Origin of the sequence: Variovorax sp. CCNWLW225 (assembly GCF_037204045.1) — a bacterium.
GTDB lineage: Bacteria > Pseudomonadota > Gammaproteobacteria > Burkholderiales > Burkholderiaceae_C > Variovorax.
The window spans coordinates 225,722-247,959 of the sequence record NZ_JBBCBV010000001.1; the positions used below are offsets into that span (position 1 = coordinate 225,722).

At 63.1% G+C, this 22,238-nt stretch carries 27 protein-coding genes and 1 tRNA gene; 9 read left to right on the plus strand and 19 right to left on the minus strand.

The window, feature by feature from the left end; genetic code table 11:
- Nucleotides 1-105 precede the first annotated feature (105 nt).
- The 6 genes from V9L20_RS01115 to V9L20_RS01140 form a co-directional block, all read right to left on the minus strand.
- Complete coding sequence (locus tag V9L20_RS01115) at nt 106-648, minus strand: hypothetical protein (protein WP_337295171.1); 543 nt, start codon at nt 646-648, stop codon at nt 106-108.
- Entirely contained in the window at nt 645-899 is a 255-nt protein-coding gene (locus tag V9L20_RS01120; RefSeq protein WP_337295172.1) for a hypothetical protein, read from the minus strand. The genes V9L20_RS01115 and V9L20_RS01120 overlap by 4 nt, the downstream gene beginning before the upstream one ends.
- A 30-nt stretch (nt 900-929) precedes the next feature.
- On the minus strand, nt 930-1,169 hold the full coding sequence (locus tag V9L20_RS01125) for a hypothetical protein (protein ID WP_337295173.1): 240 nt from the start codon (nt 1,167-1,169) through the stop codon (nt 930-932).
- A gap of 555 nt (nt 1,170-1,724) precedes the next feature.
- Nucleotides 1,725-1,937 carry a hypothetical protein gene (locus V9L20_RS01130; protein ID WP_337295174.1) on the minus strand — a complete coding sequence of 71 codons (213 nt, stop codon included), beginning with the start codon at nt 1,935-1,937 and terminating at the stop codon, nt 1,725-1,727.
- The gene (gene tnpA, locus V9L20_RS01135) at nt 1,934-2,281 is read right to left on the minus strand and encodes an IS66-like element accessory protein TnpA (RefSeq protein WP_337295175.1); all 348 of its coding nucleotides are present in this window, start codon (nt 2,279-2,281) and stop codon (nt 1,934-1,936) included. The genes V9L20_RS01130 and tnpA overlap by 4 nt, the downstream gene beginning before the upstream one ends.
- Nucleotides 2,282-2,435: 154 nt before the next feature.
- Nucleotides 2,436-2,579 carry a hypothetical protein gene (locus V9L20_RS01140; protein WP_337295176.1) on the minus strand — a complete coding sequence of 48 codons (144 nt, stop codon included), beginning with the start codon at nt 2,577-2,579 and terminating at the stop codon, nt 2,436-2,438.
- An 11-nt stretch (nt 2,580-2,590) separates the two neighbouring features.
- Here V9L20_RS01140 and V9L20_RS01145 point away from each other — a divergent pair, with 11 nt between their 5' ends.
- Nucleotides 2,591-2,890, plus strand: coding sequence for a hypothetical protein (locus V9L20_RS01145; RefSeq protein ID WP_337295681.1), 300 nt, complete (start codon nt 2,591-2,593; stop codon nt 2,888-2,890).
- Here V9L20_RS01145 and V9L20_RS01150 read toward each other — a convergent pair.
- Complete coding sequence (locus V9L20_RS01150) at nt 2,802-3,581, minus strand: DUF4145 domain-containing protein (RefSeq protein WP_337295177.1); 780 nt, start codon at nt 3,579-3,581, stop codon at nt 2,802-2,804. The genes V9L20_RS01145 and V9L20_RS01150 overlap by 89 nt on opposite strands.
- A 129-nt stretch (nt 3,582-3,710) precedes the next feature.
- Here V9L20_RS01150 and V9L20_RS01155 point away from each other — a divergent pair, with 129 nt between their 5' ends.
- From V9L20_RS01155 to V9L20_RS01165, 3 genes are read left to right on the plus strand one after another with little or no spacing between them, the layout of a single operon-like run.
- Entirely contained in the window at nt 3,711-3,908 is a 198-nt protein-coding gene (locus V9L20_RS01155; RefSeq protein ID WP_337295178.1) for a hypothetical protein, read from the plus strand.
- A 22-nt stretch (nt 3,909-3,930) separates the two neighbouring features.
- Nucleotides 3,931-4,155 (plus strand): NrdR family transcriptional regulator, encoded by a 225-nt coding sequence (locus V9L20_RS01160; protein WP_436317981.1) that lies wholly within the window; start codon nt 3,931-3,933, stop codon nt 4,153-4,155.
- Nucleotides 4,133-5,269 (plus strand): site-specific integrase, encoded by a 1,137-nt coding sequence (locus V9L20_RS01165; protein WP_337295180.1) that lies wholly within the window; start codon nt 4,133-4,135, stop codon nt 5,267-5,269. The genes V9L20_RS01160 and V9L20_RS01165 overlap by 23 nt, the downstream gene beginning before the upstream one ends.
- A gap of 97 nt (nt 5,270-5,366) precedes the next feature.
- Here V9L20_RS01165 and V9L20_RS01170 read toward each other — a convergent pair.
- From V9L20_RS01170 to V9L20_RS01220, 11 genes are all read right to left on the minus strand, one after another.
- Nucleotides 5,367-5,443: transfer RNA gene (locus V9L20_RS01170), tRNA-Pro, on the minus strand.
- Between the two features lie 26 nt (nt 5,444-5,469).
- Complete coding sequence (locus V9L20_RS01175; RefSeq protein WP_337295181.1) at nt 5,470-5,931, minus strand: MerR family transcriptional regulator; 462 nt, start codon at nt 5,929-5,931, stop codon at nt 5,470-5,472.
- Between the two features lie 73 nt (nt 5,932-6,004).
- Nucleotides 6,005-6,376, minus strand: a complete 372-nt coding sequence (locus V9L20_RS01180) for an integration host factor subunit alpha (RefSeq protein ID WP_012747012.1) — start codon at nt 6,374-6,376, stop codon at nt 6,005-6,007.
- 5 nt (nt 6,377-6,381) lie between these two features.
- Entirely contained in the window at nt 6,382-8,823 is a 2,442-nt protein-coding gene (gene pheT / locus V9L20_RS01185; protein WP_337295182.1) for a phenylalanine--tRNA ligase subunit beta, read from the minus strand.
- Between the two features lie 39 nt (nt 8,824-8,862).
- Complete coding sequence (gene pheS / locus V9L20_RS01190) at nt 8,863-9,939, minus strand: phenylalanine--tRNA ligase subunit alpha (protein ID WP_337295183.1); 1,077 nt, start codon at nt 9,937-9,939, stop codon at nt 8,863-8,865.
- A 115-nt stretch (nt 9,940-10,054) separates the two neighbouring features.
- Entirely contained in the window at nt 10,055-10,414 is a 360-nt protein-coding gene (rplT, locus tag V9L20_RS01195; RefSeq protein WP_012747009.1) for a 50S ribosomal protein L20, read from the minus strand.
- A 24-nt stretch (nt 10,415-10,438) separates the two neighbouring features.
- Nucleotides 10,439-10,642, minus strand: a complete 204-nt coding sequence (gene rpmI, locus V9L20_RS01200; RefSeq protein WP_007832497.1) for a 50S ribosomal protein L35 — start codon at nt 10,640-10,642, stop codon at nt 10,439-10,441.
- Between the two features lie 165 nt (nt 10,643-10,807).
- Nucleotides 10,808-11,422 (minus strand): translation initiation factor IF-3, encoded by a 615-nt coding sequence (infC, locus tag V9L20_RS01205; RefSeq protein ID WP_157616638.1) that lies wholly within the window; start codon nt 11,420-11,422, stop codon nt 10,808-10,810.
- Nucleotides 11,423-11,526: 104 nt separating this feature from the next.
- The gene (thrS, locus tag V9L20_RS01210; RefSeq protein ID WP_126748902.1) at nt 11,527-13,434 is read right to left on the minus strand and encodes a threonine--tRNA ligase; all 1,908 of its coding nucleotides are present in this window, start codon (nt 13,432-13,434) and stop codon (nt 11,527-11,529) included.
- A 325-nt stretch (nt 13,435-13,759) separates the two neighbouring features.
- Nucleotides 13,760-15,079, minus strand: a complete 1,320-nt coding sequence (gene aceA, locus V9L20_RS01215; protein WP_337295184.1) for an isocitrate lyase — start codon at nt 15,077-15,079, stop codon at nt 13,760-13,762.
- 254 nt (nt 15,080-15,333) lie between these two features.
- Nucleotides 15,334-15,762, minus strand: a complete 429-nt coding sequence (locus V9L20_RS01220; RefSeq protein ID WP_443098540.1) for a gamma-glutamylcyclotransferase family protein — start codon at nt 15,760-15,762, stop codon at nt 15,334-15,336.
- A gap of 37 nt (nt 15,763-15,799) precedes the next feature.
- Here V9L20_RS01220 and V9L20_RS01225 point away from each other — a divergent pair, with 37 nt between their 5' ends.
- Both V9L20_RS01225 and V9L20_RS01230 read left to right on the plus strand, forming a co-directional pair.
- Nucleotides 15,800-16,726, plus strand: a complete 927-nt coding sequence (locus V9L20_RS01225) for a DMT family transporter (protein WP_337295186.1) — start codon at nt 15,800-15,802, stop codon at nt 16,724-16,726.
- Nucleotides 16,727-16,881: 155 nt separating this feature from the next.
- Nucleotides 16,882-17,322, plus strand: coding sequence for an SWIB/MDM2 domain-containing protein (locus V9L20_RS01230; protein WP_019653319.1), 441 nt, complete (start codon nt 16,882-16,884; stop codon nt 17,320-17,322).
- 99 nt (nt 17,323-17,421) lie between these two features.
- Here V9L20_RS01230 and V9L20_RS01235 read toward each other — a convergent pair whose 3' ends face one another.
- Nucleotides 17,422-19,140, minus strand: coding sequence for a thiamine pyrophosphate-binding protein (locus V9L20_RS01235; RefSeq protein ID WP_337295187.1), 1,719 nt, complete (start codon nt 19,138-19,140; stop codon nt 17,422-17,424).
- A 93-nt stretch (nt 19,141-19,233) separates the two neighbouring features.
- On the opposite strand from V9L20_RS01235, the gene V9L20_RS01240 reads away from it, so the two are divergent.
- From V9L20_RS01240 to V9L20_RS01250, 3 genes are all read left to right on the plus strand, one after another.
- Nucleotides 19,234-19,890: a TetR/AcrR family transcriptional regulator gene (locus tag V9L20_RS01240; RefSeq protein WP_126748897.1), complete on the plus strand. Its 657-nt coding sequence runs from the start codon at nt 19,234-19,236 to the stop codon at nt 19,888-19,890.
- A gap of 145 nt (nt 19,891-20,035) precedes the next feature.
- The gene (locus V9L20_RS01245) at nt 20,036-21,019 is read left to right on the plus strand and encodes a tripartite tricarboxylate transporter substrate binding protein (RefSeq protein WP_337295188.1); all 984 of its coding nucleotides are present in this window, start codon (nt 20,036-20,038) and stop codon (nt 21,017-21,019) included.
- A gap of 51 nt (nt 21,020-21,070) precedes the next feature.
- A complete protein-coding gene (locus tag V9L20_RS01250; RefSeq protein ID WP_337295189.1) occupies nt 21,071-22,234 on the plus strand; it encodes a Gfo/Idh/MocA family protein in 1,164 nt (387 codons plus the stop codon).
- Nucleotides 22,235-22,238 lie beyond the last annotated feature (4 nt).

Below are 22,238 nucleotides of genomic sequence, written 5' to 3' on the forward strand. Positions count from 1 at the left end.
GCTCCGCCATCAAGGGGCTGAGCTGCTCTTATTGTTCCCGGCTCACCCGGGATTTGTACAGGCCAAACGATTTTAAAGCAGAAGCGTTGAGCGAGTAAAGACTTTTTACTTCGCCGCTTCAGCGGCGGCGATCTTCAGGTCCAGGTAGCCCGCGATCTGCTTCATCGCCTCAGGTCCGGCCATCGCCTGATGCCGCTCCATGTGCGCGACGAGCCAATCGGCAACCTCCGAGTGCTCCTTGAACATCTTGGCCAGTGACGTGCGGCCAGTGCCCTTGCAAGGCTTGCAGCGGACGCCGAGCGTCTTACTGCCAGGAATGACCGTCGCTCCATGCCCTCCGCACTCGTCACAAGTCGGATTGCGGTGCCAGGCGACACAACCTTGCGCCAGGTCGTAGGCCTGCACGCGGTTCAACTTCACGCGCATCGCCCTCGCCTGCCGCCATGCGTCGTCCGCCAGGATCTCCACGAGCTCACGCGCCGCGGTGCCGTCACCCAAGAACAGGCGCTGCAGGGCGACGGCCAAAGGAAACTGGCGCGCGGCGAGCCCCATGGCTCCCAGCACATCAGAGTCTGAGCGCGTGGTGCGCTCGTTGATCGCCAGGTTGGACGACCGGACCGCGGCGGCATACCGCTCGATGACTTTCATCCGCGACCTTTCAGGCTGTCTCCGATGCGCGCAGCCAAGTTGCGGCGGCTTCCATCCACGGATGGGCGACCGGTGCTGTCCTCCAGCCGGCGCAGCAGCTCGTTCATCTCGACATCGGTCATCTGTCCACGGCGCTTGAGCACTGTGGCAAAGCCGGCGATGACTTCAGCTGTGGCCGCCCGGTGGGCGTTCATGGTGTCGGCGAAGAAATCCGACGCCTTCAGGTACTGCTCGAATTCGCGCATGCTCATTGGGAAACCTCGCGGTTCCCGCCAGCAGCGCTAAGCTCCGTTTTGGTCCGGGCTGTACAAGCGCCGCACGACGTCTCGCTCTTCGCGGACCGGACGCAGTTCGTCCGCTTTGGCGAGGCACTCGTCCCTTGTGCCCGTGAAGAGCAACCGGCAGCCACTTTCCACATTGCTGTGGAAAAGACGCATGCCGTTGGCGCAGGCGCGCTCAAGCGGTTCGACGTGGAATGCGTTGGCGTCGCGATTCCACAGCAGAGTAAAAACTTCCGACATTTGATGCTCCAGAAGGGATCGGACAAATGCAATCCCTCACGGCATCTTCGCGCACTAGTGCTCGCAGCCGGTTGGACTGCTCGTTCGGTCATTTTCATGACACCTCCTGGTCTTGGGTTGAGAACTCGATAGGGCAAAGTGGGTACTTCGTTGGGCGGCTTGGTATTGCTGGGCCGGCTTTTTTCGTCAGCCATGAGCTTTTCTTGTGAGTCGTTTCTGACATTGAAAACTCTCCTTTAACTAAATCAGATCGGTAACTACTAAGAGCCCTGTTCAGCCGTGATTGAAGTCTCTGTTGATTGCGCAAAGCACCCCTACCCGTGTGACCACAGGAGACGTGCCTTGCGCATTTCCAGCCGCGACCGTTAGCCCCGCCGAAAGCGCCGCGCGGTGGTCGATGCACCCCACGCGAACCCCAGACTCTCACCACCGCATCGGTGGTCTGCGCACGCTCTAGGGATCAGCACCCACGTTCCGACTTTGCACACCCGGGTAGTCGGTTACAGCCTGTGCGCCCGCGTATTGAGCCGCTCGCACAGACCGGGCAGGATGGGGCTACGACATGGCGGCCTCCTGCTGTCGAACCTTCATCAGCAAGGCGCACAAGGGCATCAGGCCCGCGCGCTTGTGCATGTCGTTGGCGAACAGGTAGGCGTGGTGCGGGCGCGCGGCGCCGAAGACACGCACCACGCGCGCCAGTGCCGCTTCAGTACCTGCACGCATGTCCAACGGCTCGACGGCCAGCCACAGCGCGTCGACCCGGATCACCTGAGGATCTCGCGCAGCCAGGCGGCGCATTGGCCTGACGCACTCAACGGCCAGGTCACGTTTACCGCGATCGCGCCGCGGCGAAGCTCGAGATGGATGTCACCTACGACCGCAGGGCCTGGCGCCAATGTGAGCGAGACGAACTCGGCTTGCGGGTCGCCGGCCTTCGAGGTGATGCCTCTCGCGTCGACCATGCGGCGCCACTTGTGAACGAGGTTGGCGTTGAGGCCATGGGCCAGCGCCACTTGAGCCACAGACGCCCCGGGCTCTGCGCACGCCGCCAAAACTTGCCGCTTCAAATCGGCCGCGTGGCGCCGCCGGCTCACGCGCTTGGAGTCTTCCATAGGTGTCCACCTAAATCCTTGGTGGACACCATCGTCATAGACACCGCGGCCAAGCTCAAGACGGGATCACCGCGCGCTTACTCCTCGAGCGGCTCGTCGTCGTCCCATCCTACGGGAGTCACCGCATCAGGGTAGACGGGGTCGATGGGCTTGGTCAGCCGGAGAAAAAGGGGATGGCGTCGGCCGCGAGGTTGAGGCATGCGCTCTTGTAGCGCGGAACCTCGGAAAGCTTGAACACGGGCTTTTCGCTCGTGATCGACGTCGCATAGATCAGCGCTTTCCGGTACGCTCGCGCCACTGGAGGTGGAAATGCTTGAACTACTCGATACGGGACGGATTGCACACAAGTTCGGCAGATGGCGCTGGGCGCTTTACTTCGCCGCAGCTCTGTGTGTGTTCCTCGTTGGATGGGCGCTGGCCGAGCTGCTGACGATCCCCAGCCTTATGAGCCCGGCTGCCGCTGACACATCCCTAGCGCTTTGGACGCTGGCGGGCTTTTCACTGGTCTCGCTGCTTCTGCTCATTTACAGCGCTTGGCTGTGCTACATCGACGAGACGCGGGGCGCCTACATCGAAGCCGCGCAGCACTACAAGGTACATGGCTGGTAACGCCGTCGCGCCCGACACTTCGAAGCCCGCCATGTGCGGGCTTTTTCGTTCCCGGGGCCGGAATCGGACCGGCACACTTTCGGTGGGATTTTGAGTCCCCTGCTGAAACATCGCTCAGGTGCTCGCAGCCGGCTTGTCCTCGTCGGGCACTCGCCCCTTTGCTCGGAGGACCGTTAGAGTGGACGGTCGGTCGTCGTAAAAGTCTTCGAGGATTCGCTGAACATAGTGATGTGCTGCTTCCATCCGCCGCAGGTATTTCACGCCACTCATCGTGTAGCACGTCATTCCCAAGCACTCGAACTTCGTCATGTGCTCGGCGTCGCCTCGGTTCGGTGATAACGCCATCTGCCCCGGCGAGGTCGATCTGCTGTTCGAGGTTCGTGCCGGGCTTGAGCTTGTAGCCGTTCGCCCGCAGAGTTTTATCCAGCACTGACCGAAACATGCCAGCGGTGGCGCGGTAACAGCAATTCGACTGGCACTTCTCAGCTTCTCGAAACTCGGCAGCGATGCCCGCCGGTGTATCTGCAGGCAATCTCAGGCGCTCCCCTACTTCCTGTAGAAATTCCCACAACTCGTGCCGAGCGCCAGGGAAGCTGCCATCCCGATAAATGATGAAAGCCAAACCGCCGCGTCCGCATCCAGCGCAACGATACAAACGATGCTCTCCCGTACCGTGTAAGTTGTCCTTCATCCGAAAAGGTCCCGGCACATCGACAGCTCCATGGGCGTGCGACGACGTTCGCCATTCGTACGTTGACGTTGCACTACGCCTGCTCGAGCTTGCGAAGACCTCGCTCGATGAAGCTATCGCGGAGGCGCAATGAAAGCGTGCCGACCCACGTTGCGCCTGGTGCCGCCGCCCGCCGGCGTGATCGACGCCGACTGGCTGGCTTCCAAGGTCATGGAGAACCTGGATCAGGAGGCCCCGGAGTTCTGGGCTCACCACCCGGTCACGGATCGCGGCAACCTGCGCAACATCATCGTGCGGGTCGTCATGGCCCAGGGTGCAAAGCGATGAGCCGGCTCCGCGGAGGGCACTCATGAGGTGCGCCGCCTGCACCAGCGAAGAGGTCCGGGTCATGACGACCCGGCACACTGACTCCAAGGTGATGCGGCTGCGCTGCTGCAGCGCCTGTGGCCACCGATGGACGACCGTTGAGGTGGACGCGCAGAATCTGTCCCGCATGGAATCGACCGTCAAGGCGTTCCGGGCGTTTGCAACGCTCAGCCGGGAAATAGAAGATGCCGCGCCCTCGCACAGTTAACCGGAAGATCCCTGACCTGCCGCGCGGCATGCGCAAGGTCGGGGCGGTCTGGTACTGGCGTGGCACGGACGGACTCACCAAGGAGATCGAGGCCAAGCTAAGGGCAGCCGGCCTGCGGATGCGCTGCGGCACCACGCCCGTCCAAGCCCGAGTCTGGTGGGAAAAGCATGTCTCCCCCGCCTTGGTGGCGGCTGTTCCAGACGACGACGTCGTGGGCACTGTCGAGGAGGTGATCCGCAAATACGAGGCTGACGAGCTCCCGACGATCAAGCGCGACGCCACCCGGAAAGAGTACGAGGGCCGAATCCGCCGACTGCGGTTGAAATTCAAGACGAAGCGTTACGCCCGGACCGAGGTCCAAGCGATGCTGCCGGACTATCTGAGCGCCGTCGTCATCACCCAGCACTTGCACGAGAACCGCGACCGCGCGGCATCAGCGAACAAGGACATCCAGCTCTTGTCGCGCATGTTTCGCCTGGCGCGGGTGCGGTGGGGCCTGACGACCTTCAACCCCTGCGATGGCATCGAGTACCTGCCGGAGACTCCCCGTGACCAGTACGTGAGCGACGAGCGCTATGCCGAGATCTACGGCGTGGCGAGCCCCGTGCTGCAGTGCATGCTCGAGATCAGCACCCAAACGGGCGCGCGGGAAGGGATGATCTTTGACATTCGGATCGGCGACTTCAACGAAGCGCAGATCGAGCTGCGCGTGACGAAAAAACGCAACGGCAAGGGCTACATCACCAAGGCATACAGCATGACGCCGGACCTCTGGCGAGCGCTGACCCGCGCGCTTGAACTGCGCAAGAAAAACCGGGGCGGTGCGGCCAGCCTGCCCAGCGATTACCTGTTCATCACAAAACAGGGAAAACCCTACGGCAAAGAAGCGTTCAAAACGCTCTGGGGCGCCGTGCGGAAGAAACTGGGACTGCAGCCGCGGGAGATCACTTTTCACGACATGCGCGCGAAAGCGGCGTCAGATTCCGACTCGGACGTCTCGGCTCAGGAACTGTTGCACCACGAAGACGTGAAGGTCACGAAGCGCGTGTACCGTCGCAAGATCCCAACGGGCACCCCCTTGCCGTCGGCAATTGGGGGGCGTGGAAACAGCTGAAAACGGGCGGGTTTGTCAGGAACCTACGAGTTTGTCAAAACCAAAGAAAAACGGGTCAGAGCTTTTGGCTCTAACCCGTTGATCTATCTAGCAATTTTGGTCGGTGTGAAAGGATTCGAACCTTCGACCCCTTGCACCCCATGCAAGTGCGCTACCAGGCTGCGCCACACACCGAAGCTCTCGATTATAGCCGGCTGAAATCACCGTCCGACGGTCAGCAGCTCACGAATTTCAAAGAGTTCGCGTCGCAGGTGCAGCAACTGCGACGGATCGATCGTGCGAACGGCACTTTCGGATGCGGGATCGTCCTCGTGAACGGCCGCATCGAACTCTTCCTGATCGATTTCGACGGCCTCCATGCCCTCGAGCGGCACCATGCCCGCCTTGCGGCGGTCGCGCTCGCCCTGCACCAGCTCTTGCAGCTTGTTGCGCGCACCGCTGATGGTGAAGCCCTGGTCGTAGAGCAGATCGCGGATGCGGCGGATCATGAGCACTTCGTGGTGCTGGTAGTAGCGCCGGTTGCCGCGCCGCTTCATGGGGCGCAGTTGCGTGAACTCCTGCTCCCAGTAGCGCAGCACGTGCGGCTTGACGCCGCAAAGTTCGCCGACCTCACCGATGGTGAAGTAGCGTTTGACGGGAATCGGCGGGAGCGCTTTCTCCATTATTTCCATTGAAATCAAGACCGTGCGCGGGAAACCTTAGAGATTACTCTACGCACCCGCGCAGCACCAAGCACTATTCGGCGCCCAGGCTCCACTCGACTTCGGAAGTGCCGCTCTGCTCGATGCTTCCGTGAATCTGTTCCTTCAGCTTGGCGCTTGCGTGAAAGGTGGCCACGCGGCGCTCGCCGATCGGAATGGCTTCGCCGGTACGCGGGTTGCGGCCCGGCCGGGGCGCCTTCACACGGATCTGGAAGTTGCCGAAGCCGGAGATCTTCACGTCCGTGCCTTCGATCAGGCTGTTGGCGATGAGGTCGAAAAACGCCTCGACCATGTCCTTGGATTCGCGCTTGTTCAGGCCGATCTGCTCGAACAGCAGGTCGGCCAGGTGCGCCTTCGTGAGTGCGGGCGTTTCGAGGGCTTCGAGCGTGAATTCCGCGGCGTTCATTCTCATCAACCCCTCAGGCGTGCGCCGAGCTTGGCGCTCAATTGTTCGACAATGGCGCGCACGGCGGGCTCCACCTGCTCGTCCGTCAGCGTGGCGTTGTCGTCCTGGAAGCTCAGGCGCACCGCCATGCTCTTCTCCCCTTGCGCCAGGGCGCCCGATGCCGGCACGGCACCGTCGCGCGCAGGTTGCGGGCGATAGATGTCGAACAGCGTGGCGTCCCGCAGCAGCCCCTGGGCTGCCGCAGCCGAATGGATGGTCTGCATCAACGCATTGTGCGTGACGGCCTCGGCCACCACCACGGCGATGTCGCGTTCGACGGCCTGGTGCTTGGGCACAGGCTTTGCCACGGGCACGGGGCGCGCGGCAACGGCGTCGAGGTCAAGCTCGAAAACCACCGGGGCCAGCGCAAAGTCCCACTTCTGGCGCCAGCGCGGATGCAGTTCGCCGACAAAGCCGATGGCCTTGCCATCGATCAGCACGCGCGCGGAACGGCCAGGGTGCAGGGCCGGATGTTCGGCCGCCTCGAAGCTCGGCACCAGCGGCGCGAGCAATGCTTCGACGTCGCCTTTGGCATCGTAGAAGTCGACACGATGCGGCTTGCCGTCCCAGCGTGCTTCTTCGGCATCGCCCCAGGCAAGGCCGGCCACCCGCATCGGCTGGTGTACGCCGCGCACGGTGCTGTCGGTGGTGGTCACGCTGTCGTCGCGCATGAACACGCGGCCCAGCTCGAACACGCGCACGCGCGGCGCCTTGCGGTCGAGGTTGAACTTGAGCACCTGCAGCAGCGAGCCGAGCAAGGACGAGCGCATCACGCTCATCTGGCTGGCAATGGGGTTCAGCAGCTTCACCGGATTGGCGTTGCCCGCCAGGTCCTGCTCCCAGTGCGCCTCGACAAAGCTGAAGTTGATGGTTTCCTGGTAGCCGAGCGCCGCCAGGCTGCGACGCACCGCGAAGCGGCTGCGCCGGGCTTCAGGCCGCACGCGCGCCGTGATGGGTGCAAGCGGCGCAGTGGTCGGCAGGTTGTTGAAGCCGATCAGGCGTGCAACCTCTTCGATCAGGTCTTCCTCGATCAGCAGGTCGAAGCGGTGCGGCGGCGGGGTCACGGTCAATGTGCCCTCGCCTTCGCTGAGCGCAAAGCCGAGGCGGCGCAGCGCGTCGGCGCACTGCGCTTGCGAGAGCGGCATGCCGATGACGCGCGCTGCGCGTGCCACGCGCAGCGTGACGGGCATGGCTTCGGGCACATTCAGGATCTTGTCGTCCATGGCGCCGGCCTGGCCGCCGCAGATCTCGATGATGAGCTGCGTGATGCGCTCGATGATCTCGACCGTGCGGCTCGGATCGACACCACGTTCGTAGCGATGCCCCGCGTCGGTCGAAAAGTTGAAGCGGCGCGAGCGGCCCTGAACGGCTTCGGGCCACCAGAAGGCGGCCTCGACGTAGATGTTGCGGGTGTCGTCGGACACCGAGGTCGCGTCGCCGCCCATGATGCCGGCGAGCGACTCGACGGCCTCGTTGTCGGCAATCACGCCCACCTTGTCGTCGACGCTGATGGTGTTGCCGTTCAGCAGCTTGAGCTGTTCGCCCGCCTTGCCCCAGCGCACCGTGAGGCCGCCATGGATCTTGTCGAGGTCGAAGATGTGGCTGGGCTGGCCGTATTCGAACATCACGTAATTCGAGATGTCGACCAGCGGCGTCACGCTGCGTTGGCCGCAGCGCGCAAGCCGCTCGACCATCCATGCCGGCGTGGCCACCTTGGTGTTCACACCGCGCACAATGCGGCCCGAAAAACGGCCGCAGAGTTCGGGTGCTTCCACCTTCACCGGCAACACATCGGCAAACGATGCGGCCACCGGCGGGATGGCGGGCGTCTTGAGCGGCGCGCCGGTGAGCGCTGCGAGCTCGCGCGCAACACCGTAGACGCTCAGGCCGTGGGCAAGGTTGGGCGTGAGCTTGAGCGTGAGCAGCGCGTCGTCAAGCTTGAGCACGTCGCGCACATCGGCGCCAATGGGCGCATCGGCATCGAGCTCGAGCAGGCCGCCGTGGTCTTCGCTGAGCTTCAGTTCGCGAGCCGAACACAGCATGCCCTGGCTCTCGACGCCGCGCAGCTTGCCGAGCTTGATGAGAAAGGGCTTGCCGTCTTCGCCCGGCGGCAGTTCAGCGCCGACCAGCGCGCAGGGCACCTTGATGCCGACACGCGCATTGGGTGCACCGCACACGATGTTGAGCAAGGCGCCCTGCCCCACGTCGACTTGGCACACACGCAGCCGATCGGCATTGGGGTGCTGCACGGCTTCCTTGATTTCGCCGACCACGATGCGGCTGAAGGGCGGCGCGACGGGGCGGCGCTCTTCGACCTCGAAGCCGCCCATGGTGAGCGTTTCGGCCAGTTCGGCGCTGCCGAGGGGCGGATTGCAGAACTCGCGCAGCCAGGATTCCGGGAATTGCATCTCTTCGATCTCGTATTCGGTTTTTCTATGGATGGGTGCTTACTGGAACTGCGAGAGAAAGCGCAAGTCGCCGTCGAAGAACAGCCGCAAATCGCTCACGCCGTAGCGCAGCATCGTGAGCCGGTCGGGCCCCATGCCAAAGGCAAAGCCGATGTAGCGCTCCGGGTCGAGGCCCATGTTGCGCACCACGTTCGGATGCACCTGGCCCGAGCCCGCGACTTCGAGCCAGCGGCCGGCGAGCGGGCCGCTCGCAAACTGGATGTCGATCTCGGCGCTGGGCTCGGTGAACGGGAAGAAGCTCGGCCGAAAGCGCAGCACGAGGTCGTCGCTCTCGAAGAAGGTACGGCAGAAGTCAGTGAAGACGACCTTCAGGTCCTTGAAGCTCACGTTCTCGCCAAGCCACAGGCCTTCGCACTGGTGGAACATGGGCGAGTGGGTGGCATCGCTGTCGACACGGTAGGTGCGGCCCGGCGCAATCACACGGATCTCTGACGCCTTGACGGCACCGGCGGTGTCTGCGGCTGCGGCCGCGAACTCGGCCGCGTACTTCTTGATGTGCTGATGCGCATAGCGCACCTGCATCGGGCTGGTGTGCGGACGCAGGTTGTACGGAATGCCGTCGTCGCCGTTCAGGTCGACATAAAAGGTGTCCTGCATCGAACGCGCCGGGTGGTTCGGCGGGTTGTTGAGCGAGGTGAAGCTGTGCCAGTCGCTCTCGATCTCCGGGCCGTCGGCCACGTCGAAGCCCATGCTCGAGAAGATCTCCTCGATGCGCTCCAGTGTGCGGCTCACCGGATGCAGTCCGCCCGGGATGCGGCGGCGGCCGGGCAGGCTCACGTCGAGGGCTTCAGCGCGCAGCTGTTGCGAAAGCTCTTCGTCCGCCAGCTGCTGGCGGCGCTCGGTCAGTGCGGACTCGATGGCCTGCTTGGCGACGTTGATTGCGGCGCCGCGCGACTTCTTCTCGTCGACGCTGAGCGCGGCCATGCCCTTCATCAGCTCGGTGATGCGGCCCGACTTGCCGAGGAACTGCGCCTTGGCGTTCTCGAGCTCGGCGGGCGTTTTCGCTTCGGCGAAGGCAACGCGTGCGGTGTCGACCAGGGAGTCCAACTCGTTCATAGCAACAAAAAATAGGCGGGGGAAATAAAAAAAGAGCTGGAGCCTTTTCAAGCGCCAGCCCTTGTGTCGTGGGCGCAGGAGGCTGCCACGAAGACAGCCGCCCTGCTGTACAGGATCAAGCAGCCAGCTTGGCCTTGACCTGCTCCACGATGCCGGCAAAAGCGGCCTTGTCGTGCACTGCGATGTCCGCAAGCATCTTGCGGTCGATCTCGATTCCGGCCTTGCGGATGCCGTTTGCGAACTGGCTGTAGGTCAGGCCCAGTTCACGCGAGGCGGCGTTGATACGCGCGATCCACAGTTGACGGAAAACGCGCTTCTTGGTGCGGCGGTCACGGTAGGCATATTGCCCAGCCTTCATTACCGCCTGTTTGGCGATGCGGAAGACATTACCGCGGCGACCACGGAAACCCTTGGCGAGTGCGAGAACTTTCTTGTGGCGGGCGCGAGCCGTTACACCACGTTTGACGCGAGGCATGTGTGTACTCCTTGTTCGTCTGAGTTAAATGCCACGGCCGGGCAGCATGGCGGCGACGGAAACCATGTTGGTTTCATGCACTGCCACGGCACCACGGAGGTGACGCTTGTTCTTGGTGGTCTTCTTGGTCAAGATGTGACGCTTGAAGGCTTGACCGCGCTTGACGGTGCCACCGGGACGAACGCGGAAACGTTTTTTCGCGCTGCTCTTGGTCTTCATTTTGGGCATATGAATGCTCCTTTAGTTTGTGCTCGTGAGGCGCCGCGGATACTCCACGGACTTGTTGGCCCCGAGACACTTCTTTACTCCGCCCCTGCCGGCCCTTCTTTCGAAGAGCCAGCAGGGGCGGAATTCTTCAAACCCTGCTATCTCTCTGTCGCTCAGCCAGCCTTTTCAGGCTGCTGCAGGCGCCGACGTTTCCGACGACGCCGGCTTGGCGGTACCGCCGCCCGGCTTCTTGCGGCCCGGAGCGATCATCATGATCATCTGCCGGCCTTCGAGCTTCGGAAACTGCTCGACGACGATCAGGTCGCCAAGCTCATCGCGAATGCGCTGCAGCAAAGCCAAACCGAGCTCCTGGTGCGTGATCTCGCGGCCGCGAAAGCGCAGCGTGATCTTGCATTTGTCACCCTCTTCAAGAAAGCGCTTGATGTTGCGCATCTTGATGTTGTAGTCACCATCGTCGGTACCGGGCCGGAACTTGATTTCCTTGACCTCGATGACCTTCTGCTTCGACTTTGCCTCGGCTGCCTTCTTCTGCTCGTGGTACTTGAACTTGCCGTACTCGATCAGACGGCAGACAGGCGGGTTGGCCGCGGCAACGACCTCGACCAGATCCACGTCAGCCTCACCGGCGAGGCGCAACGCCTCGGAGAGACTCATAACACCCAATGGCTCGTTTTCCGGGCCTACAAGGCGGACTTCCGGGGCCATGATTTCCCGGTTCAGGCGGTGTTGGCGTTCCTCGCGGTGGCGGCGGTCGCGAAATGCAGTAGCGATGGTCAGAATCCTTCAAAAGTTGCTACAAAATCTGTAGCGGACGCCGGTCAGTTCTCGCGAACAAGCGGCATGATTGGGTCAGGCAACACATGTGAGGGTGCTTCCGGGACAAATCAACGCTTGTCAGCAATATCCTGAACGAGCCGTAGTACGAACGATTCGAGGGACATTGCACCGAGGTCTTGATTGCCCCGGGCGCGCACTGCGACGGCACCGGCTTCCTTTTCCTTGTCGCCTACGACGAGGATATAGGGAAGCTTTTGCAACGAATGCTTGCGTATTTTATACGTAATCTTCTCGTTGTGCAGGTCCAGCTGAACCCTAAGCCCTTGATTCTGCAGCGTTTTCGCCACTGAAGCGGCGTAATCCGCCTGCCCTTCGCTGATATTGAGCACCGCCACCTGCACCGGAGCGAGCCATGCGGGCAGTGCGCCGGCATGGTGTTCGATCAGCATGCCGATGAAGCGCTCCAGGCTGCCCACGATGGCGCGGTGCAGCATGACGGGGTGGGCGCGGCCGCTCGATTCCGTCACGTATTCGCCGCCCAGGCGCTCGGCCGTGTTGAAGTCGACCTGCATCGTGCCGCACTGCCATTGGCGGCCCAGCGCATCCTTCAGCGTGTATTCGATCTTGGGGCCGTAGAAGGCGCCGTCGCCGGGCGAGATGATGAAGTCAACGCCCGAGCGGCGCAGCGCCTCCATCACCGCATGCTCGGCCTTGTCCCACAGCTCGTCGGAGCCCACGCGGTTGTCGGGCCGCGTGGCCACCTTGTAGAGGATGTCCGTGAAGCCGAAGTCGGCATACACCTTCTGCAACTGTTCCGTGTACGCAATGCACTCGTCGAGGATCTGGTCTTCCGTGCAGAAGATATGGCCGTCGTCCTGCGTGAAGCCGCGCACGCGCATGATGCCGTGCAGCGCGCCGCTGGGTTCGTTGCGGTGGCACTGGCCGAACTCGCCGTAGCGCAGCGGCAGGTCGCGGTAGCTGCGCAGGTCGCTCTTGAAGATGAGCACATGGCCAGGGCAGTTCATCGGCTTGAGCGCGTATTCGCGCTTTTCCGATTCCGTCGTGAACATGTTGTCGCGGTAGTTCTGCCAGTGGCCCGTTTTCTCCCACAGGCTCTTGTCCAGGATCTGCGGGCCCTTCACTTCCCAGTAGCCCGTGTCGCGGTAGATGCCGCGCATGTACTGCTCTACCGCCTGCCACACGGCCCAGCCCTTGGGGTGCCAGAACACCACGCCCGGCGCCACTTCGTCGATGTGGAACAGGTCGAGTTCCTTGCCCAGCTTGCGGTGGTCGCGCTTCTCGGCCTCTTCGATGCGCTGGATGTACTGGTCGAGCTGCTTCTTGTCGGCCCAGGCCGTGCCGTAGATGCGCTGAAGCTGCTCGTTCTTGGCGTCGCCGCGCCAATAGGCACCGGCCAGCTTCGTCAGCTTGAAGACCTTCAGGAAGCGCGTGTTCGGCACGTGCGGGCCGCGGCACATGTCCACGTATTCCTGGTGGTAGTACAGGCCCATGGCCTGCTCGTCGGGCATGTCCTCGACGAGGCGCAGCTTGTAATCTTCGCCGCGTGACTTGAACACCTCGATGACTTCGGCGCGGGGCGTCATCTTCTTGACCACGTCGTAGTCCTGCGCGATCAGCTCGCGCATGCGCGCCTCGATGGCCGCCATGTCTTCGGGCGTGAAGGGGCGCTCGTACGAGATGTCGTAATAAAAGCCCTCTTCGATCACCGGCCCGATGACCATCTTGGCCGTCGGATACAGCTGCTTCACCGCATGGCCGACCAGGTGGGCCGTCGAGTGGCGGATGATCTCCAGGCCCTCGTCGTCCTTGGGCGTGATGATCTGCAGCTTGGCGTCGCGGTCGATGACGTCGCTGGCGTCGACCAGTTTGCCGTCGACCTTGCCGGCCACCGTCATCTTGGCGAGCCCCGGTCCGATGGACTGGGCAACTTCGGCCACCGAAACCGGGCCAGGGAACTCGCGGCGCGAGTTGTCGGGAAGCGTGATCTGGATCATGGAAAAAACCTCGGGCGGAAAAACAAAAAAGCGCGGTGATTGCCGCGCTTTGCCTGGTGTGAGAGCTGGAAGAAACCAGCGTGCGCGGTCTACCGGCCTTTTCCTTCGAAGAAGAAAAAGCCGCTGAATCCTTGCGGAGTAGTTCGCGGTGTCATAACCAGGGTGCCTTTCTCGCTCTTGTTGGGTACAGAGACAGCGATTCTATCCGCTGCCGGTTCAGGCCGTCGGCATCGAGTCTTGCATGCCCAGACGAAAAAACCCGGCGCGGGGCCGGGCTCGTAGGTGGCCGCGAACCGCCTGTGCAGGCAGTTCGAGTAACGGCCGATCAGTGGAACTGTTCTTCTTCGGTCGAGCCCGTCAGCGCCGTGACGCTGGACTTGCCGCCCTGGATGACCGTGGTCACCTCGTCGAAGTAGCCGGTGCCCACTTCCTGCTGGTGCGACACGAAGGTGTAGCCGCGGTCGCGTGCCGCGAACTCGGGTTCTTGCACCTTCTCGACATAGGCCGACATGCCGCGCTGCACGTAGTCTTGCGCCAGGTCGAACATGTTGAACCACATCGAGTGGATGCCGGCCAGCGTGATGAACTGGTACTTGTAGCCCATGGCGCCCAGTTCCTTCTGGAACTTGGCAATGGTCGCGTCGTCGAGGTTCTTCTTCCAGTTGAACGACGGCGAGCAGTTGTAGGCCAGCATCTTGCCGGGATGCACCTTGTGCACCGCTTCAGCGAACTTGCGGGCGAACTCGAGGTCGGGCGTGCCGGTTTCGCACCACACCAGGTCGGCGTAATACGCGTAGGCAACGGCGCGGCTGATGGCCTGGTCCATGCCCTTCTTCGTCTTGTAGAAGCCCTCGGCGGTGCGCTCACCGGTCAGGAAGGGCTTGTCGTTCTCGTCGTAGTCGCTGGTGATGAGGTCGGCCGCCTCAGCATCGGTGCGGGCGATCACGAGCGTCGGCGTGCCGCAAACGTCAGCCGCCATGCGCGCGGCGATGAGCTTCTGCACGGCCTCGGTGGTGGGCACGAGCACCTTGCCGCCCATGTGGCCGCACTTCTTGACCGAGGCGAGCTGGTCTTCGAAGTGCACGCCGCCGGCGCCGGCCTTGATCATGGCCTTCATCAGTTCGAAGCCGTTCAGCACGCCGCCAAAGCCTGCTTCGGCATCGGCAACGATGGGGGCGAAATAATCGACATAGCCCTTGTCACCCGGGTTCACGTTCTTCGACCACTGGATTTCGTCCGCGCGGCGGAAGGTGTTGTTGATGCGCTCGACCACGTTGGGCACCGAATCCACCGGATACAGCGACTGGTCGGGGTACATCGACGAATAGCTGTTGGCATCTGCCGCAACCTGCCAGCCCGACAGGTAGATGGCCTTCACGCCGGCCTTCACCTGCTGCATGGCCTGCCCGCCCGTGAGCGCGCCGAGGCAGTTGACGTAGGGCTCGTTGTTCACCAGCTCCCAGAGCTTCTCGGCACCGCGGCGGGCCAGCGTGTGCTCGATGGGGAACGAGCCGCGAAGGCGCACCACGTCGGCCGCGCTGTAGCCGCGCTTGATGCCCTTCCAGCGGGGATTGGTGGCCCAGTCTTTCTCGAGGGCGGCAATTTGCTGTTCGCGGCTCAGTTGTTCGGTAAGGGTCTGGGGCATGGTCACTCCGTGAGGTTGATTGAAGGTTGGGCGCTGCGGCCGTGGAGTTACTTTAAGCGCAAGCAACACTCTTATGTCTTATAGAAGACATATTTTTAGCCCAACAAAATCAAGGACTTACGACAATATTTCTCCATGCAAAATTATTTTTCTCATATCGAGAAAAAATATTGCAATGCAGCAGCCTCTCATTTCGCAATGTGCAATCACCGCTTCAGCTGTGAAAAGCCATCGCGGCAGCCCACTCATATCACTCACTTGGCAGCGGCATGCGCAATCCAGTCCCCGCTGCCAATCACCGCACGCCCATTGATCCGATTCGGATGGATTTCGTAGACCAGGCATTCGAACTGCCCGGTTCCGGCATCCACCGTCACACGTCGCTTGATGTATTCGCCGGAGTCGTCGTCCGCAACTTCCTCGAGCACGTCTAGCGCCGCCTCCACCTCGGGCTCGATGCGGTAGATCTCGCCCAGCACGCGTCCTTTTCCGTTCAGCACCAAACCGGGATATGCGCCCAGGTCGTACAAGGTGCCGGGGATGGCGGCGTCGGCCACATGGATCGGTTCAGGCCGAAAGCGCGCGATGTCGTTGCGCCCGCCGCGGCGCAGGGTGCCGTAGACGAAGACATGGCCTGGTGTGCGCACGGCCGGTGCGCCATCGAAACTCAGCGATTGCGGCATCATTGAATCCATCGTTCCCAACAAGCCGTCCAGTCTATTGAACACCGCCGCTCCCGCCTCCAGCCGTCTTGTGGCCTATGGCTGCCTGGCCTTGAGCATGTCGCTCGTCGGCGGCTACGTCGCCCTTTCCAAACCGCTGGTGGCGGCCTTTCCGGTGCTGCTGCTCGCATGGCTGCGGTTCGGCATCGCAGCACTGGCCATGCCGCATTGGCTTCGACGCGCGCCGGACGAAGCGCCCATGAGCGCGCGCACACGCGGCCTCGTCTTCCTGGAGTCGTTCCTCGGCAATTTCCTGTTCTCGATCTTCATGCTGTTCGGCGTGAGCCTCACCAGCGCGGTGTCCGCGGGCGTGATCATGGCGTCCATTCCTGCGGCCGTGGCGGTGGCGAGTTGGCTCTTCCTGCGCGAACGCATCACGGTGCGCATCGGCCTTGCCATCGGTTGCGCCGCACTCGGCATTGGCTTGCTGGCCCTCACGCCCGCGCACGCACCGGCAAGCACAGACGGCAGGGCGCCCACATCGATGCCCTGGCTTGGCAACCTGCTCGTGTTCTGCGCCGTGCTTTGCGAGACAGCCTACGCGGTGATCGGCAAGTCGCTCACCGGCCACCTGGGGCCCAAGCGGATCTCGTCGCTCATCAACCTCTGGGGCTTCGTTCTGTCGATGCCCTTCGGCATCTGGTTCGCACTGCAGTTCGACTTCTCGGCGGTGCGCATCGGCACCTGGGCCTTGCTCGTTGTCTACGCACTCGCAGCAAGCATCTGGACCGTGTGGCTCTGGATGACGGGCCTGCGCCATGTGCCCGCTGCGCAAGCCGGTGTTTTCGCGGTGATGCTGCCTGTGAGCGCGGCCCTTGTGGGCGTGCTTGTGCTGGGCGAAAGCCTCTCCGCAGCACAGCTCTTTGCATTCGCGCTCGCGCTCATTGGTGTGGTGCTGGCCACCTGGCCTGAACGCCGGAGGTGAAAACCTCGGGTTCTCCCCTCTGAAAAAACAACAACTCCCAATGAAAAAAGCTCTTTTTCCCTTGGAAACGCGTTTTTTCTCCTTTAGCATCCGCAATGCCACTGGAGACGCAAGTTTTTCATTGGTGACTGTTCAACCAAAAAAGGAAATCAACCATGGCAACTGCAAAGAAGGCTCCGGCCAAGAAAGCTCCGGCAAAGAAGGCCGCTCCCGCCAAGAAGGCTGCGGCTCCTGCGAAGAAGGCCGCACCGGCGAAGAAGGCAGCTCCCGCAAAGAAGGCTGCTCCTGCGAAGAAGGCTGCACCGGCGAAGAAGGCTCCTGCAAAGAAGGCCGCTCCCGCCAAGAAGCGCACGCCCAACGCCGCGTTCATGAAGGCCCTGACCCCCAGCCCGGCACTCGCCGCTGTGGTCGGTTCGACGCCTCTGCCGCGCACCGCAGTCGTGAGCAAGCTGTGGGACTACATCAAGAAGAACAACCTTCAAGACAAGGCCAACAAGCGCAACATCAACGCCGACGCCAAGCTGAAGGAAATCTTCGGCAAGCCGCAAGTGTCGATGTTCGAACTGGCCGCGCTGATCGGCAAGCACGTCAAGTAAGCGCTCGGGTACTGCGCGTTCATCGCGCTCCCGAATCAAAAAGCCGGCACATGCCGGCTTTTTTTTCGCCGCGCGCGGCGCTCGGCGCGCCCTGCTCGTTCAGCCCCGCGCCTGCGCCGCACGCGTGATCGACGCCAGCGTGCCGCGCGTCGTGATCACCTCGGGGTCCAGCGGAATTTCGATCAGTGTGCCCGTATCGGCCGCCAGTGCGCGCAGCAGCGCGGCTTCGAACTGTGCGGTTTCCGTCACGCGTTCGGCGGCATAGCCATAGGCCCGCGCCAGGCCGCAGAAGTCGGGGTTGCGGAGGGCAGTGCCGCTCGTGCGTTCCGGATATTCGCGCTCCTGGTGCATGCGGATGGTGCCGAACATGCCGTTGTTCAGCAGCACGATGATGCTCTTGCCGCCATGCTGCGAGGCCGTAGCGAGCTCTTGCCCCGTCATCAGAAAATCGCCGTCGCCCGCAATCGTGAAGGCCACCCGGCCGGTCGCAAGGTTGGCCGCAATGCCCGCTGGCACGCCATAGCCCATGGCGCCGCTGGTGGGCGCCAGCTGCGTCTTGCTGCCCTTGGCAAGCCCGTGATATCGGAAATAGCGGTGCACCCAGCTCGCAAAGTTGCCGGCCCCGTTGGTGATGGCCGCATCCGGCGGCAGGTGCTTCTGCAGCAGCGCGACCACCTCCGCCATGTCGACCGGACCGCGCGGCGTTTCAGCCGGCATGCCCGCGAGCGCCTGCGGCTCCAGGTTCGCTTCGTAGTCCGCGTGCGCCTGCGCGGCCCACTCCTCCCACGGCAAGGTATTGGGCGCACTCAGCACCTCGAGGCTGCGTGCCGCGGCGCTCATGCCGGCGTTGATGGCCAGGTCGGCCTGGTAGACGCGGTTGAGCTCCTCCGCGCTCGCGTGGATGTGCACCAGCTTCTGCCTGGCCTTCGGCGCTTCCAGCAACGTGTAGCCGCCGGTCGTCATCTCACCCAGCCGCGGGCCGATGGCAATGATCAGGTCGCTGTCCTTCACGCGCTGCGCGAGCTTGGGATTGATGGCAATGCCGACGTCGCCCGCGTAGAGCGGATGATGGTTGTCGAAGGTGTCCTGAAAGCGGAACGCATTGGCAACGGGTAGCCGCCAGTTCTCGGCAAAGCGCTGCAGCGCCTGCGCGGCCTGCGTCGTCCAGCCGCCGCCGCCCGCAATCACCAGCGGCCGCTGCGACTGAAGCAGCAACTCGCGCAAGGTGCGCAGTGAGCCGGGGTCGCTCCAGGGCTGAACGGCATCCACGCGCGGCAGCGGGCGCGACGCGGTCCGCGTGCGCAGCATGTCTTCAGGCAGCACCAGCACCACCGGTCCGGGCCTTCCGTTCATCGCTGTAGAAAACGCGCGCGCCACGTACTCAGGGATGCGATCCGCGTCGTCGATGCGCTCCACGCGCTTGGCAAAGCCCTTGGTGCTCGGCCCGAAGAAGCTGCCGTAGTCCACTTCCTGGAAGGCTTCCCGGTCGCGAAAGTCGCTGCCCACGTCGCCGACGAACAGCACCATCGGCGTGGAATCCTGGAAAGCGTTGTGCACGCCGATGGAGGCATTCGTGGCCCCCGGCCCGCGGGTGACGAAGCACACGCCCGGCCGCCCCGTGAGCTTGCCGTGCGCCTCCGCCATGAATGCGGCGCCGCCCTCCTGGCGATTGACGATGAACCGCGCGCGATCGCGGTAGGCGTGAAAGCCGTCGAGCACGGCAAGAAAGCTTTCGCCCGGAACGCCGAACGCGATCTCCATGCCCTGCTCGACCAGGCATTCGACGATCAGGTGGCCGGCGGGTTGTGATGTACTCATGAGAAGTCGAACCTCAGCTGCAAATGTCTTCGGAATTATGTGCGCCCGCTCCCAACGCCTTGCGTTAATTCACCAAATGGTTAAATTCGTGCGATGAAAGCCGCGAAAGATTCCCCACCCGAAGCCATCGAGCCGCGCTCCCGCGATGCCGATCGCTCGCAGCTGGCCATTCTTGCGTCGGCACGCGACGAGTTTGCGCAACGGGGCCTGGCCGGCGCCCGCATGGACAGCATCGCCGCGCGCGCGGGGCTGAACAAGCGCCTCATCTACTATTACTTCGGCAGCAAGGACGACCTGTTCCTGGCGGTGCTCGAGCGCACCTATGCCGACATCCGCGAGGCCGAGCAGCAGCTGCACCTGGACGAGATCGATCCGGTCGAGGCCATCCGCCAACTGGTCTCCTTCACCTGGCACTACTACCTCGAGCATCCCGAGTTCATCACGCTGCTCAACAGCGAGAACCTGCATTGCGCCGCGCACCTCAAGCGCTCCGAGCGCATCCAGGAAATGAACTCGCCGCTGGTGCAACTGCTCGACACCGTGCTGGAGCGTGGCAAGCGCGACAAGCTGTTCCGTGCCGGCGTCGACCCGGTGCAGCTCTACATCTCGATCGCCTCGCTGTGCTACTTCTACCTGTCGAACAACCACACGCTCTCGGCCGTCTTCGGTCGTGACCTGCGCGCGCCCAAGGCGATGGCGCAGCGCCTCTCGCATATGACCGATCTCGTGCTGGGCTACGTGCTGCACTGAGCCTTCGGGCGCCCTTCCTCCATCTCCGGGTATTTACCAATCAGCGGCGGTTGCGCCGCGGCGCCAGCCTTCCTAGAATTGTCTAATTCACTTATTGGTGAATTAATCGATCAAGACAAGGCGGCCCGACCGCACGGAGACAACCATGAAGCAACTTGTACGCACCACTGCACTCGCCACGCTCACCTGCCTCGCCGCCTTGATGCCAGGGCTTGCATCGGCGCAAAACGGGTATCCCAACAAGCCCATTCGCGTGATCGTGCCGTTCGCGGCCGGCAGCACCACGGACATCATTGCCCGGGCCATCGCGGACAAGATGGGCCAGAGCATGGGCCAGACACTGGTCGTGGACAACCGCGGCGGCGCCAGCGGCACCATCGGCCAACAGGCCGTGGCCACGGCCGCGCCGGACGGCTACACGATCATGATTCACTCGTCGTCGCACACGGTGAGCCCGTCCACCTTCGCAAAGCTCCCGTTCGACACGGTCAACGACTTTGCCGCCGTCACGCCCATCTCGTCGCTGCCCAATGCGCTGGTGATCTCGCCGTCGAAGAACATCAAGACGCTGCAGGAGCTGGTCGCGGCAGCCAAGGCCAAGCCCGGCACCATCAACTTCGCATCGGCAGGCCAGGGCAGCGCCACCCACCTCAACGCCGAGAAGTTCAAGCTGGCCGCGAAGATCGACGCCACCAACATTCCGTTCAAGGGCTCGGCAGAGGCCGTGACCGAAGTGCTGTCGGGCCGGGTCGACTACTACTTCTCGCCGATCGCGCCGGTCATCGGCCAGATCAAGGACGGCCAGCTGCTGGCGCTGGCGGTCGGTTCGCCCAAGCGCGCGGCCGCCCTGCCCGATGTGCCGACCACGGCCGAAGCCGGTGTGCCGGGCTCCGAGTTCAACTTCTGGATCGGCATGATGGCGCCGGCCAAAACGCCGCGCGACATCGTCAACCGGCTGCACGACGAAGTGGCGAAGGCGCTTGCTTCGCCCGAGGTCAAGGAACGCTTCCTGAAGCTGGGCGCCGATGCATGGACGCTCAAGCCCGAGCAGTTCGACGCCTACATCAAGGACGAAATCAAGACCAACGCGGCGTTGGTCAAGGCTGCCGGCCTGACGCCCGCGCAGTAATCCGCCCTCTTCTTTCTCCCTTTTCTCCCCAACTCTTTTTCGGCTGAAGACATGGCTACACAACGACTCGGAATCATCATGCACGGCGTCACCGGACGCATGGGCATGAACCAGCATCTGATCCGCTCGATCTGCGCGATCCGCGCACAAGGCGGCGTCACGCTGTCGAACGGCGACAAGGTCATGCCCGACCCGATCCTCATCGGCCGCAACGCCGAGAAGATGGAAGCGCTTGCCAAGACGCACAACATCGCGCGCTGGGGCACAGACCTGGACGCGGCGCTGGCCAACAAGGAAGACACCATCTTCTTCGACGCCGGCACCACGCAGATGCGCCCCACGCTGCTGGCCAAGGCCATCCGCGCCGGCAAGCACGTGTACTGCGAGAAGCCGATTGCCACCAACCTGAACGAAGCGGTCAAAATCGCTCGCCTGGCCGAAGGCTCGGGCCTGAAGCACGGCGCAGTGCAGGACAAACTGTTCCTGCCAGGCCTGCGCAAGCTCGACATGCTGCGCCGCGCGGGCTTCTTCGGCCGCATGCTCAGCGTGCGCCTGGAGTTCGGCTACTGGGTGTTCGAGGGCGACCTGCAACCCATTCAGCGCCCGAGCTGGAACTACCGCAAGGAAGACGGCGGCGGCATGATCCTGGACATGATGTGCCACTGGCGCTATGTGCTGGACAACTTGTTCGGCGAGGTCAAGTCGGTGTCGTGCCTGGGCGCCACCCACATTCCCAAGCGCTGGGACGAAGCCGGCAAGCCTTATGAGGCCACCGCCGACGACGCCGCCTACGCCACCTGCGAGCTCACCGGCCACAACGGCGAGCCGGTCATTGCGCAGATCAACATGAGCTGGGTCACGCGCGTGCGCCGCGACGACCTCGTGACCTTCCATGTCGACGGCACCGACGGCTCGGCCGTGGCGGGCCTGTCGAGCTGCCGCGCCCAGTCGCGCGTGGCCACGCCGCGCCCGGTGTGGAACCCGGACGAGAAGCAGATGATGAATTTCTTCGACCAGTGGCAGGAGATTCCGGATTCGCAGGCGTACGACAACGGCTTCAAGATCCAGTGGGAGCACTTCATTCGCCACGTGGTCGAGAACGAGCCCTACAAGTGGACGCTGCCTGAAGGCGCCAAGGGCGTGCAGCTGGTCGAGGCCGCGCTCGAGTCGTGGAAGGAACGCCGCTGGATCGACGTGCCCGCGCTGAAAGTCTGAGGCA

Bases quoted from the DNA above. Each gene is read 5' to 3' on its own strand.
- pheT (WP_337295182.1), bottom strand. From the start codon at position 8,823: ATGCAATTCCCGGAATCCTGGCTGCGCGAGTTCTGCAATCCGCCCCTC.
- V9L20_RS01175 (WP_337295181.1), bottom strand. From the start codon at position 5,931: ATGGAGAAAGCGCTCCCGCCGATTCCCGTCAAACGCTACTTCACCATC.
- V9L20_RS01240 (WP_126748897.1), top strand. From the start codon at position 19,234: ATGAAAGCCGCGAAAGATTCCCCACCCGAAGCCATCGAGCCGCGCTCC.
- V9L20_RS01155 (WP_337295178.1), top strand. From the start codon at position 3,711: ATGAAAGCGTGCCGACCCACGTTGCGCCTGGTGCCGCCGCCCGCCGGC.
- thrS (WP_126748902.1), bottom strand. From the start codon at position 13,434: ATGATCCAGATCACGCTTCCCGACAACTCGCGCCGCGAGTTCCCTGGC.
- V9L20_RS01160 (WP_436317981.1), top strand. From the start codon at position 3,931: ATGAGGTGCGCCGCCTGCACCAGCGAAGAGGTCCGGGTCATGACGACC.
- V9L20_RS01180 (WP_012747012.1), bottom strand. From the start codon at position 6,376: ATGAACGCCGCGGAATTCACGCTCGAAGCCCTCGAAACGCCCGCACTC.
- tnpA (WP_337295175.1), bottom strand. From the start codon at position 2,281: ATGGAAGACTCCAAGCGCGTGAGCCGGCGGCGCCACGCGGCCGATTTG.
- V9L20_RS01150 (WP_337295177.1), bottom strand. From the start codon at position 3,581: ATGAAGGACAACTTACACGGTACGGGAGAGCATCGTTTGTATCGTTGC.
- V9L20_RS01120 (WP_337295172.1), bottom strand. From the start codon at position 899: ATGAGCATGCGCGAATTCGAGCAGTACCTGAAGGCGTCGGATTTCTTC.
- V9L20_RS01250 (WP_337295189.1), top strand. From the start codon at position 21,071: ATGGCTACACAACGACTCGGAATCATCATGCACGGCGTCACCGGACGC.
- V9L20_RS01245 (WP_337295188.1), top strand. From the start codon at position 20,036: ATGAAGCAACTTGTACGCACCACTGCACTCGCCACGCTCACCTGCCTC.
- pheS (WP_337295183.1), bottom strand. From the start codon at position 9,939: ATGAACGAGTTGGACTCCCTGGTCGACACCGCACGCGTTGCCTTCGCC.
- aceA (WP_337295184.1), bottom strand. From the start codon at position 15,079: ATGCCCCAGACCCTTACCGAACAACTGAGCCGCGAACAGCAAATTGCC.
- V9L20_RS01115 (WP_337295171.1), bottom strand. From the start codon at position 648: ATGAAAGTCATCGAGCGGTATGCCGCCGCGGTCCGGTCGTCCAACCTG.
- V9L20_RS01165 (WP_337295180.1), top strand. From the start codon at position 4,133: ATGCCGCGCCCTCGCACAGTTAACCGGAAGATCCCTGACCTGCCGCGC.
- V9L20_RS01125 (WP_337295173.1), bottom strand. From the start codon at position 1,169: ATGTCGGAAGTTTTTACTCTGCTGTGGAATCGCGACGCCAACGCATTC.
- V9L20_RS01220 (WP_443098540.1), bottom strand. From the start codon at position 15,762: ATGCCGCAATCGCTGAGTTTCGATGGCGCACCGGCCGTGCGCACACCA.
- V9L20_RS01235 (WP_337295187.1), bottom strand. From the start codon at position 19,140: ATGAGTACATCACAACCCGCCGGCCACCTGATCGTCGAATGCCTGGTC.
- V9L20_RS01230 (WP_019653319.1), top strand. From the start codon at position 16,882: ATGGCAACTGCAAAGAAGGCTCCGGCCAAGAAAGCTCCGGCAAAGAAG.
- rpmI (WP_007832497.1), bottom strand. From the start codon at position 10,642: ATGCCCAAAATGAAGACCAAGAGCAGCGCGAAAAAACGTTTCCGCGTT.
- V9L20_RS01145 (WP_337295681.1), top strand. From the start codon at position 2,591: ATGCTTGAACTACTCGATACGGGACGGATTGCACACAAGTTCGGCAGA.
- rplT (WP_012747009.1), bottom strand. From the start codon at position 10,414: ATGCCTCGCGTCAAACGTGGTGTAACGGCTCGCGCCCGCCACAAGAAA.